This is a genomic window from Agrobacterium sp. DKPNP3 (genome assembly GCF_052686535.1).
Genome location: NZ_JBQYSN010000124.1, coordinates 1 through 11245 on the forward strand (window position 1 = coordinate 1; position 11245 = coordinate 11245).

The following is an 11245-nucleotide window of genomic DNA, read 5'->3' on the forward strand; positions in this document are numbered from 1 at the left end:
CGGCAACGTCTCGATCAGCGAGGCAAGGGCGGTAGCGCGCAGCGCGAAAGACAGAACCATGGCGATGGCGCCATAGCTGCCGATTCGGCTGTCTTTCATGATCTCCAGCATGCGCGCCTTGTCCTTGCCGCTGCCGAAGCCGTCGGCCGTGTCGGCGAGCCCATCTTCATGCAGAGCGCCGGTCATGAGTGCGGTGATGCCGATGATCAGCCAGCCGGTCAGTTGTGGTGAGGCGTCAAAGGCAGCACACACGACAACAAGGACGGCGCCGGGCAGGGCGATCAACAGACCGGCAGCGGGAAAGGCGCGGGCGGTGCGGCTCATCGATATGGCGTCGGCGTTCTCGAAAAACCGCGAGGGGACAGGCAGGCGGCTGAGAAAGGCGAGGGAATGCATGACATCTGTTATAAAATCCCCGGCCTTCACGCTCTCTCCGCTGCAGTCTCTGCATTTCCGGTTGTTCCGCGGCGCATCCGCGATTATGAGAGGCGCAACAAAGACCGATTTGCCGGAAAACACAAGTTCCGGACGCATGAGCCGATGCGAAAGCCAGTGCGGCGACGAGAGAGATTGATATCATGAGCATGAGCGGATTGCCCTTCGACGATTTTCGCGCGCTGCTGCGCGAGCTTCCCGGCCCGGATACCCATGCGCTTGTGGCGGCAAAGGAGCGAAATGCGCAACTGACGAAGCCTGCCGGTTCGCTCGGTCGTCTCGAAGAGATCGCCATGTGGCTGGCCGCCTGGTCCGGCCGTTCGCCTGCCGTCAACCGTCCGCTGGTGGCGATCTTTGCCGGCAATCACGGCGTTACGCGGCATGGTATCACGCCCTATCCGACCTCGGTCACACAGCAGATGGTGGAAAATTTCGCGGCTGGCGGTGCGGCGATCAACCAGATCTGCGTTGCCAATGATCTCGGCCTGAAGATTTTCGATCTGGCGCTGGACTATCCGACCGGCGATATCACCTGTGAGCCGGCGCTTTCGGAGCGCGACTGCGCCGCGACCATGGCCTTTGGCATGGAGGCGATTGCCGGTGGCACCGATCTTCTCTGTGTCGGCGAAATGGGGATCGGCAATACGACGATTGCCGCTGCCATCAATCTCGCACTTTACGGCGGCACGGCGGAGGAGTGGACCGGTCCGGGCACCGGTTCGGAAGGGGACGTCATGGCCCGCAAGATCGCGGCGGTGAAGGCGGCGGTGGACTTCCACAAGGATCACCTGTCGGACCCGCTGGAAATCATGCGCCGTCTCGGCGGACGCGAAATCGCGGCGATTGCCGGTGCGATTCTTGCTGCGCGCGTGCAACGCATTCCCGTGCTGATCGATGGCTATGTGGCAACGGCCGCTGCGGCGCTGCTGAAGGCTGCCAATTCCTCTGCGCTCGACCATTGCCTCATCGGTCATGTCTCGGGGGAGCCTGGCCACCTTGCGGCGATTGAGAAGCTGGGCAAGACACCGCTTCTGGCGCTCGGCATGCGGCTCGGCGAGGGCACAGGTGCAGCTCTTGCGGCTGGCATCGTCAAGGCCGCTGCCGCCTGCCATTCCGGCATGGCGACCTTCGAGGCAGCGGGGGTAGACACCCGCATCGCCCCGCCCACCAATCATTGAGGCTGAAGATGGAAGCGACGCCGCACATGCCGCCGCCAGAACCGGCCTTCCGCAAGGAGAAGGGCTGGCGACATCTTTTTGCCGCCGCCCGCTATTCCCTGCAGGGGCTTGGCCGGCTGTGGCAGGAAGCGGCGTTTCGCCACGAGGTTCTCGCTTTTGGCGCGGGGCTCACCCTTTTGCTGGTCGTCGGTTCGCCATTTGCACATCTTCTCGTCTTCACGGTGCTGATGCTGCTTCTGTTTTCGGTTGAAGCGCTGAATACGGCCATCGAGGAGCTGGTGGACCGCATCTCGCCGGAAATCTCTTCGGTCGGACGCCATGCCAAGGATCTCGGCTCGTTCGCCGTCTTCTGCCTGCTGATGGCGAACGGATTTTTCGTGCTGTATTCGCTGGTGACGACGCTATTTTTCTGAGATTTCCGCGGGTTCAGGCAAATGACCGGCGCCGCGGCTGGATGGCGTGGGTCTCTTCCACCGCTGGCAGGCTCTGCAACACGCGCTTCGCCGGCAGAATGGCGATGCCCTCGGTGCCCTCGCGCAACTTCGATTTGAGGATGAACTGGCCATCATGCTTGGCCAGGATAGCCTGCACGATGGGGAGGCCGAGGCCTGTTCCCTGTTCGGCGCTCTTGATCGCGATGGAGCCCTGACCGAAGGCCGACAGCACAATCGGAATTTCCTCTTCTGGGATGCCGGGACCATTATCCCTGATCGACACATATTGGCCGCCGCCCGCCGTCCAGCCGGCCTTGACGAGGATTTCGCCGCCCTGGGGCGTGAATTTCACGGCATTTGAGAGCAGGTTGAGGATAACCTGCCGGATGGATTTCTCATCGGCCCAGACCTGCGGCAGGCTGGCTTCGAACTGCTGGGAAATGCGGATATTCTTGGCGCGGGCGCGCAGCTGGATCATGCCGATGCAGTCTTCGGCAATTTCGAGCATGGAAATGGACTCTTCGTTGAGATCGTAGCGACCGGCCTCGATGCGCGACAGGTCGAGGATTTCGTTGATGAGATCGAGCAGATGCTGGCCGGAGCGGTGGATATCGCCGGAATATTCCTTATAGAGCGGATTGTTGAGCGGACCGAGTACCTCCGACGACATGACCTCGGAGAAGCCGAGGATGGCGTTGAGTGGTGTGCGCAGTTCGTGCGACATGGAGGCGAGGAAGCGGGACTTGGCGAGGTTGGCCTCCTCCGCGCGACGCCGCGCTTCGTCGGAGACCGAGTTGGCGACTTCGAGTTCGGCGATCAGGTCGTCCTTTTCGGTCTGGGACGACAGGAGCTTGACGCTGGTCTGGTAGAGCCGGTTGGTGATGCGATGGCAAAAAAGGATGGCCATGCCGAACATCAGAGCGAGGCCGACATCGAATGGATCACGCGAGATGGCTGCCGTCATGCCAAGCGCTGCGAGCACTGGCAGAAAAGTGAGGGAAATCGCCCGCCGCAGCATGAAATTGGCAATGGCGGTCAGTGAAAGCGCGATCAGCAGCGTCGAGCCCTTGAAGAAAAGAATGAGTGTCGGATCGTGGCGGGTGGGCTCCGCCAGCGCAAACATCGCCCAGGCAAAGCCGGTCAGGATCTGCATGCCGAGGAAAAGGTTTTTCCAGTGCTGGATATTGTCGGCGGTGATGTCCTGTTTCGCCGCTCGCTTGGCCAGCAGCAGCGAGAAGGCATGTAAGCTGAGCGCGGTCAGCGACCAGAGGATCAGGCTGATGTCGCGGGTGATGTAAAGGCCGATGACGGACGCAAGAACGATGAAAAGCGGCATGATCATCGCGCCCTGATGGGCCTCGGCGATGTGCATGGTCAGCATTTCGCGCTCATAGGCGTCGCTTGCGCCGGGTCCCTGCTGCAGGCGTTCACGCGTCGTCTTCACCGTGTCGAAAACCGCCTTGTTGCGGTGTTTTTTCGAGCGGTCGACGATGATCTTGTCGGTGGACGTGCTGACGCTTCTACTCATTGTTACAACGCAGGGTGACATGAACCCTTGCAGACTACGCCCAAAATCTTAAGAAGATGCTGCCGTGAAAGGATTTGTTTGCCATTTCTGACAAGGGTTTGTTGTGACATGAGACGAAATGGAGGCAAGGGCAGGGGCTTTTCGCCGCTGCGCGACGGCGGGCTTTTCCTCGCCACCGTGTTTCTTGGCATCCTCATCGCCGCGAGGCTCGATCAATTCAACAGCGAAACCCACCGTGGCCGCTTTTTTGTGATCGATGGTGATACGCTGGCAAAGGGCGGCGACCGTTTCCGGCTGCTCGGCATTGATGCGCCCGAGCTTGCGCAGACATGTCTTCGCGGCAGCGAAAGCTGGCCATGCGGCGAGGAAGCGCGCCGTGCCCTGCAGCGGCTGGCAAGCGCTGCGGATTTTTCCTGCTCGGGTGGTTCGAGAGATCGATATGGCCGGCTGCTCGTCTATTGTTCCGCGGGCGGCAGGGATGTCTCGTCGGACATGGTGTCTGCGGGCTTTGCAGTGGCGTCCGGTTATTTTCAGTTCTCCAGCGAACAGGCAGAAGCCCGTCGGCAGGCGCGCGGTATCTGGGTGGGAGAATTTGAAAACCCGTCGCAATGGCGTCGCGAACACCGAGCGGCGGATCTCGATACCCCCGCAACCGGTTTCCTGACCATTATTCGTCATCTGCTGGGGTGGGGGCATGGCTGAAAAAGAAAGGACCGCGCCGATGGACCATGATGGGCTGGGCGGCCTGCGTGCCGAAATTGCCCGCTGTCGTCTCTGTCGCGACAGCCCGCTCAAGGGCGTCGCGGATCGCCTGCCGCACGAACCCCGACCGGTGGTGGTCATCTCGCGAAAAGCGCGCATCCTGATTGCCGGCCAGGCGCCGGGGCTGCGCGTTCATGCATCGGGCCTGCCTTTCGACGATGCCTCGGGCGACCGGCTCCGGCAGTGGCTGAATGTCGATAGACCGACGTTTTATGATCCTGACCGTTTCGCCATCGTACCCATGGGTTTCTGTTTCCCCGGGTACGACGACAAGGGGAGCGACCTGCCGCCGCGGCGCGAATGCGCCCCGCACTGGCGGCAGCGGGTTATCGCGGCAATGCCCCAGGTGGAGCTTATCCTCGCCGTCGGCCAATATGCGCAGGCCTTTCACCTCGGTGAAAAACGCGCGAAAACCATGACGGAGACGGTGCAAAACTGGCGCAGCTACCTGCACGTCAACGCCGGTCCCGGCATCTTGCCTCTTCCGCATCCGAGCTGGCGCAATACCGCATGGCTGAAAAAGAACCCGTGGTTCACTACGGAGCTGCTTCCGGTTCTGCGGCAACATGTGGAAATGCGGATTTAGTGAAACAATTTTCTGTTTTTTCGCAAAAATTAGTGTATTGAAAGGAAATTAATTCAGGAGGGTAGACGCATTGGATCGCCTAGACCGTAAGATTTTGCGCATTCTGCAAGAGGATTCCACGCTGGCCGTTGCCGATCTGGCGAAAAAGGTTGGCCTTTCCACAACGCCCTGTTGGCGGCGTATCCAGAAGATGGAAGAAGACGGCGTCATCCGCCGGCGTGTGGCCCTGCTTGATCCGGTCAAGGTCAATACCAAGGTCACGGTTTTCGTCTCCATTCGCACCGCCTCGCATTCCATTGAATGGCTGAAGCGCTTTTCCGAAGTGGTTTCCGAGTTCCCTGAGGTGGTCGAGTTCTATCGCATGAGCGGTGACGTCGATTATCTGCTGCGCGTCGTCGTGCCAGATATTGCGGCCTATGACGCCTTCTACAAGCGGATGATCGCGAAGATCGAAATCCGCGACGTGTCCTCCGCCTTCGCGATGGAGCAGATCAAATATACGACTGAACTGCCGCTCGATTACATGTTGCTGGATAATCCGAAATCCGGCGAAGAGTGATCCGCAGTCCATCCTATCTCTGAACGATGCCCTTTCCGGCCGCCGGGGAGGGCATTTTTATGTGGGGATTGCCTTTCCCCATCGATCTGGCCCGCTAGGGGATGTCCTTGCCGGAAGGTCCATCCGGTATGCACGGCCAAGGCGCGACAATCTTATTCCGCCCTATCAAGCAAATTAGCACATTCAATTCTCTCTGCGCCGTCTCCGCGCAACGTGAGAATTTGATAAAATCTGTCGAATATCTACGCTTTTGGTATCTGGTGATGGTAACAGCGAGGATATCGATATGATCACAAGACGCGGAACATTGGGGCTGATCGCAGGTGCGACGGGAGCGTTGTTTCTGCCGCATATCCGGCGGGCAAGTGCCGCAGCGACGACGCTGCGCATCGGCTGGCAGAAAAACGGCGTGATCGCACTGGCAAAAAGCCAGGGTGCGCTTGAAGCCTTGCTGAAGGATCGCGGCATTGAGGTGAAGTGGTCGGAGTTTTCCTCCGGGCCGCCGCTTCTTGAAGCGCTGGGTGCCGGTGCGCTGGATATCGGCCCGACCGGCGATGTGCCGCCACTTTTCGCGCAGGCCGCCGGTGGTAATCTGCGCTATGTCGGCACCTATAAGGCTGCGGCGGGCGGATCGGCCATTCTCGTGCAGAAGGATTCGCCGTTGAAGACGCTCCAAGACCTGAAGGGCAAAAAGGTCGCCTTCAAGCGCGGCTCCAGCGCCCATAATGTCACCGTCAAGGCGCTGCGAAAGGCGGGGCTGACGTTGGCCGACATCACGCCCGTCGATCTCGCCCCGCCGGATGCGGCGGCCGCCTTCCGAAGCGGCAATATCGATGCCTGGTCGATCTGGGATCCCTACTTTGCGGTGGCGGAAAAGGAGCCAACGACAAGGGTGCTCTCGACAGCCGAAGGCATCGTCGATCCATGGAGCTACTTCCTCGGCAATGGCGATTTCGTCGAGGCCAATCCCGATCTCGTGCCGCTGATCCTAAAGGAACTGGCCAATGTAGGCGCAAAGGCGCAGGCGAACATCGAGGCGACTGCAAAGTCGCTCGCCGCCATCACCGGTGTTCCCGAGGATGTTACGAAGGTCTCGCTGACCCGTCCGGGTGCCGATCTCGGTCGCGTGTCAGTGGTTTCGGATGAAGCCATTGCCTATCAACAGGCGCTTGCCGATGAGTTCTACGATCTGAAGATCGTGCCGAAGAAGCTCAAGGTGGCGGATATCGTCTGGCGCCCGAAGGCGAGTTGATGGGCGGGAAAGGCGAGTCTCTTCAACCTGCTGGCGGATGTTGCTGAGAGGTTGATTCAGGCCGTTGGTGTTAAATGTGAGGCAATCGGATCCCGCTTGTTTCTTCTCCCCGCCGGGGAGAAGTCCGCGGCAGCGGGATGAGGGGGCAAGGTCTCCGCATATCGCGAGCGTTGCCCCCTCATCCGACCCTTCGGGCCACCTTCTCCCCGGCGGGAGAAGAAATCTGCCGCAATGACGGAGGCTCAGCCCTTGAACTTCGCAATCACGAGATGACCGGGTGTCGGATTGCCGTCCTGCATGCGCACATTGATGTCGGTCACTTCAACGACCTCGAAGCCGGTCGCCGCCAGTCTTTCGCGGACATAGGTTTCGGCATGGGCGAAACGCTGGTGCGGGCCGACCATGTAGGGACGTCCGGCCATGATGTTTTCGGGCAGGGTTTCCGAGGAAAAGATCAGCAGGCCGCCGGCATTGAGGTTTTCGGCCGCGCCGAAAAACAGCGGCTCCAGCGCGCCGAGATAGGGCAGCACATCGGTGGCGGTGATGATGTCGAAGGGCTCGTCGTCATTGTCCTCAAGGAAATCCTCGACTTCGGCGACGTAAAGCGTCTCGTAGAGGTCCTTCTCATGGGCGATCTCGACCATGTTTTCGGAAATATCGATGCCGGTGATGTCTTCGGCCATATCGCGCAGCGCCTCGCCGGTGAGGCCGGTGCCGCAGCCGAGATCAAGCAGGCGCTTGAAGGGGCCGAGGTTGAGCGTCTGCAGCCGCTGGCGCACCATCATCGGCACGGCGTAACCGAGCTGTTCGACAAGAATGTCCTCGAAGGCTTCGGCATGCTGGTCGAACAGGGTTTCGACATAGGCGTCGGGTGCTTTCGACGGCTGTTCGCCCCGGCCCATGGCGGCGATGCGCACGGCTGCGCCACCGTGGTCTTCCGGATCGATGGCGAGGACCTCCTCATAGGCTTTCACGGCGGCGTCCACATCACCCGCCTTTTCAAGCGCCAGTGCGCGGTTATAGGCCTCGGCGAGCGCCTCTTCGTCGATCTTCTGATTCTTGGTCATCGTGCCTTATCCGTCAGCGTCTTCAATTGACGTTTGCTGTAAGCCGCATCGGGAACGGGCGCAACGTTTATGTGGGTTTGCGGCTTTTAGTGGAGGATGAACTCCCCTTTCAGCGCGCGCCATTCCTGTGCCGAGATAACCTGCCGGTGCACATAGCGGACGGAGTGCAGGGGACCGTCGAGCTTTTCCTGCCAGAATTTGAGGAAGCCGTGCATTTCGGGGAAATCAGGGGCCAGGTCGTAGTTTTGCCAGACATAGGTCTGGAGAACCAGCGGATGGTCCGGCAGGCGGTAGAAAATCTGGGCGGTGGTGAGGCCGTAGCCCCTCAGCATCATTTCCATGTCCTTGTTCATGATGGCGGTTCCCATATCGATGATGACCGATCACAGCATTGCCGCTGTATCTGATATGGGAACACGGCAGGGTTAACCCAACCTTGCCAAAGGGTGGGTTGTGTCACAAATTTGTTATATTTTTCAAAATGTTGGCAGCCTCTTGTGATGAGTGCTGCCAACCACGGCGCTCAACGCTTGAGGTGTCGCGTCAGCCGGGCTTCCAGCCATGCCCAAACATGCCGCAGCGTTTCGACGATCGTGAGATAAAAGATCGCGGCCCAGAGATAGGCCTGATAATCGAAGGTGCGGGAAAAGGCGTAACGGGTCTGGCCCATCAGGTCGAAGACGGTGACGATGGAGACAACCGCCGAGCCCTTGATCATCAGGATGATCTCGTTGCCATAGGGGCGCAATGCGACGATCAGCGCCTGTGGCAGGATGATCTTGCGGAAGGTGATGAACTTGGAAATACCGAGCGACGCCGCTCCCTCGTGCTGGCCGCGCGGCACACTCTGGATCGCTCCGCGCAGGATCTCGGCCTGATAGGCTGCGGTGTTGAGCGTCAGCGACATGAGCCCACAATACCAGGCTTCGCGGAAAAACCACCAGAGATCGACGGCTTCCAGCGCCGGGCGGAAGCTGCCGAGGCCGTAATAGATCAGGAAAAGCTGCGCCAGCAGTGGCGTGCTTCTGAAGACATAGACATAGGCATAGGCGAGCGCGCCGATGACGCGGTTTTCCGACATGCGGGCAAAGGCGATTGGCACCGAGAGGATTGCGCCAAGAATGATTGAGCTGCCGACCAGCGCGATGGTGGTGATGAGACCATCAATGTAGCGCGGCCCATAGCGCTGGAACTTGTCCCAGTCCCAGCCCTCGATCATGGCGAAGATCAGCGCGGCGGCGAGGAGCAGCCAGAGCGTGATGACGGCGATGCCGACGATACGGGAAATGTTCAGCGGTTTGTCCGCAACGATGGGCGCTGGGCGCGGCGGAATGAGTTCCTGGATATGGCTCATCGTCTGGCCTCCGATTTGCGCGACCAGCGATCGATGAAGCCGATTCCGACGGACGAGATGAGTGCCAGAATGAGGTAAAGCAGGCAGGCGATGCCGTAAAAGAAGAAGGCTTCCTTGCTGACGCGGGCGGCAATGCCGGTCTGGCGGATGATATCGGCAAGGCCGATGATCGAGACGTAGGACGTGTCTTTCAGCAGGATGACCCAGAGATTGGTCATGCCGGGCAGAGCGATCCGCACCAGCTGCGGAATGATGATCAGCACCATGGTGCGGCTGCGGGAAAGACCGAGCGCGTCACCGGCCTCGTATTGGCCTTTCGGTATGGCCTTGAAAGCCGAAAGCAGCACTTCGGAAGCATAGGACGAAAAGACGACCGAAAGCGCCACCATGCCGGCAACGAAAGCGTTGATTTCGATGGGGCCGCTGAAACCGACGTAACCTGCCAGCGATTGCAGCAGCATCTGAATGCCGTAATAGACGATGAAGAGCGTCAGGAGTTCCGGCAGGCCGCGGAAGATCGTGGTGTAGATGCCGGCGGCCAGCCGCAGTGATTTTTCTTCCGACTGTGCGGCGAGCGCGATGAGGAAACCGATCAGCAGCCCAACGGGCAGGGTCGCAAGCGCCAGCGAGATCGTGACCTTGACGCCGAAGGCGATTTCATCGCCCCAGCCCGCATCGCCGCAGGCGACGAGAGTGCCGTTTCCGAAAAGCGAGAAGAGACCCACCGGTCCGCAGAAGGGATCGAGAAGTTTCGAGACATAGGTCCAGAACGCACCTATGGCGGAAAATGCTCCGCTCATGCCATTTTTCCCCTGCGGTCTTAAGCCGCCGTGATTGTTATCGTGACGTTTTCAAACAAAAATGGCGGAAGGGCAAGCCTTCCGCCACGAGATTTCAACAGATCGAACCAGCTTAATCGCCGTAAACGTCGAAATCGAAGTATTTTTTGTTGATCTCCTGATACTTGCCGCTGGCGCGGATACCGGCGATTGCGGCCGTGAACTTGTCGGCCAGCGCCGTGTCGCCCTTGCGCACGGCAATGCCTGCGCCGTTGCCGTTGATCTCGGGATCGACCTTGAGCGGCGTCAGGATCTTGCAGCACTTGCCGGCGTCGGTCTTCAGCCATTCCGACAGCACGACAATATCGTCGATGACGGCGTCGATGCGGCCATTGGCGATGTCGAGCTTATATTCGTCGGCGGTCGGATACATCTTCACGTCCGCATCCGGGAAATGCTTTTCGGCATAGTTGGAGTGTGTTGTGGAACCTTGCGCGCCGAGCGACTTGCCCTTGAGATCTTCGATGGACTTGATCGGCGAATCTTTCGGCACGGCGATTGCCGGCGGGGTGTTGTAGTATTTCTTGGAGAAGTCGACCTTTTCAAGACGCTCGGGCGTGATCGACATGGACGCGATGATGGCGTCGAACTTCTTGGCCTGAAGGGCGGGGATGATGCCGTCCCAGTCATTGGTAACGAAGGTGCATTCGGCCTTCATTTGTTCGCACAGCGCCTTGGCGATGTCGATGTCGAAGCCGGTCAGCGTGCCGTCGGCTTCCAGATTGTTGAAGGGCGGGTAGGCGCCTTCGGTGCCGATGACGATCTTGTCCTGCGCGAGAGCCGCGCCGGAAAAAAGCGAGATGGCGGCAATCGATACGGCTGCGAGCAGACGGGTGGAAATAGGCATTTCGATCCTCTCTTTTGGTCGTTCATCCGCGGTCTGTTGTTGTTTTCAGTGCGGACGCCATGGTCGCTGGGCGCGGCAGAACGGGGGATACCGCCTGTGGCCTTCAGCGCGGATGTGATTATTCATCCGCTTGGTCAAAAAATGCAACTGCAATATTAGCGACCGCGTTTGTGCCGCAGAGCTTCCACGAAAAGGCCTTGATCTGTTCATTTCCGGTACAGAAGCATCTGGTCATCATGGGAACCGGAGCGTGTGTTGGGCGTTGAACAGCGCCTGCGTGCCAAGCCGGGCCCACGACGTCGCGTATCTTGCGACAAACAAAATGACGGCAGATGAGGAAGCACTGATGCTGAAAAAGAAAAACACATTGCTGACCGGGGTGGTTTTTCCGCTCATGTCTCTCG

General features: G+C 59.5%; 13 protein-coding genes. 6 read left to right on the forward strand and 7 right to left on the reverse strand.

Going from position 1 to position 11245, the window contains the following annotated elements; translation table 11 throughout:
• On the reverse strand, positions 1-396 hold a 396-nt coding region (locus ACUTJJ_RS22870), incomplete at its 3' end, for an adenosylcobinamide-GDP ribazoletransferase (protein WP_445543527.1).
• A gap of 182 nt (positions 397-578) precedes the next feature.
• Between ACUTJJ_RS22870 and cobT the strand changes: the two genes are divergently transcribed.
• Entirely contained in the window at positions 579-1613 is a 1035-nt protein-coding gene (cobT, locus tag ACUTJJ_RS22875; RefSeq protein WP_063948649.1) for a nicotinate-nucleotide--dimethylbenzimidazole phosphoribosyltransferase, read from the forward strand.
• A gap of 8 nt (positions 1614-1621) precedes the next feature.
• Positions 1622-2026, forward strand: a complete 405-nt coding sequence (locus ACUTJJ_RS22880; RefSeq protein WP_063948651.1) for a diacylglycerol kinase — start codon at positions 1622-1624, stop codon at positions 2024-2026.
• Between the two features lie 13 nt (positions 2027-2039).
• Here ACUTJJ_RS22880 and ACUTJJ_RS22885 read toward each other — a convergent pair whose 3' ends face one another.
• A complete protein-coding gene (locus tag ACUTJJ_RS22885; RefSeq protein WP_296071658.1) occupies positions 2040-3575 on the reverse strand; it encodes a sensor histidine kinase in 1536 nt (511 codons plus the stop codon).
• A 108-nt stretch (positions 3576-3683) separates the two neighbouring features.
• On the opposite strand from ACUTJJ_RS22885, the gene ACUTJJ_RS22890 reads away from it, so the two are divergent.
• The 4 genes from ACUTJJ_RS22890 (at position 3684) to ACUTJJ_RS22905 (ending at position 6734) form a co-directional block, all read left to right on the forward strand.
• Positions 3684-4277, forward strand: coding sequence for a thermonuclease family protein (locus ACUTJJ_RS22890; RefSeq protein ID WP_296071656.1), 594 nt, complete (start codon positions 3684-3686; stop codon positions 4275-4277).
• Positions 4270-4923 carry a uracil-DNA glycosylase family protein gene (locus ACUTJJ_RS22895; protein ID WP_445543528.1) on the forward strand — a complete coding sequence of 218 codons (654 nt, stop codon included), beginning with the start codon at positions 4270-4272 and terminating at the stop codon, positions 4921-4923. The genes ACUTJJ_RS22890 and ACUTJJ_RS22895 overlap by 8 nt, the downstream gene beginning before the upstream one ends.
• 70 nt (positions 4924-4993) lie before the next feature.
• Entirely contained in the window at positions 4994-5482 is a 489-nt protein-coding gene (locus ACUTJJ_RS22900) for an Lrp/AsnC family transcriptional regulator (RefSeq protein WP_003507846.1), read from the forward strand.
• 286 nt (positions 5483-5768) lie between these two features.
• The gene (locus ACUTJJ_RS22905; RefSeq protein ID WP_296071646.1) at positions 5769-6734 is read left to right on the forward strand and encodes an aliphatic sulfonate ABC transporter substrate-binding protein; all 966 of its coding nucleotides are present in this window, start codon (positions 5769-5771) and stop codon (positions 6732-6734) included.
• A gap of 242 nt (positions 6735-6976) precedes the next feature.
• Here ACUTJJ_RS22905 and ACUTJJ_RS22910 read toward each other — a convergent pair whose 3' ends face one another.
• From ACUTJJ_RS22910 to ACUTJJ_RS22930, 5 genes are all read right to left on the reverse strand, one after another.
• Complete coding sequence (locus ACUTJJ_RS22910) at positions 6977-7801, reverse strand: class I SAM-dependent DNA methyltransferase (RefSeq protein ID WP_296071644.1); 825 nt, start codon at positions 7799-7801, stop codon at positions 6977-6979.
• Positions 7802-7887: 86 nt separating this feature from the next.
• Positions 7888-8154, reverse strand: a complete 267-nt coding sequence (locus ACUTJJ_RS22915; RefSeq protein WP_004442513.1) for an usg protein — start codon at positions 8152-8154, stop codon at positions 7888-7890.
• 170 nt (positions 8155-8324) lie between these two features.
• Entirely contained in the window at positions 8325-9155 is an 831-nt protein-coding gene (locus ACUTJJ_RS22920; protein ID WP_445543529.1) for an ABC transporter permease, read from the reverse strand.
• The gene (locus ACUTJJ_RS22925) at positions 9152-9955 is read right to left on the reverse strand and encodes an ABC transporter permease (protein ID WP_445543530.1); all 804 of its coding nucleotides are present in this window, start codon (positions 9953-9955) and stop codon (positions 9152-9154) included. Before ACUTJJ_RS22925 ends, ACUTJJ_RS22920 begins: the two co-directional genes overlap by 4 nt.
• Positions 9956-10067: 112 nt before the next feature.
• Positions 10068-10841: an ABC transporter substrate-binding protein gene (locus ACUTJJ_RS22930; RefSeq protein WP_296071638.1), complete on the reverse strand. Its 774-nt coding sequence runs from the start codon at positions 10839-10841 to the stop codon at positions 10068-10070.
• Between the last annotated feature and the right edge of the window lie 404 nt (positions 10842-11245).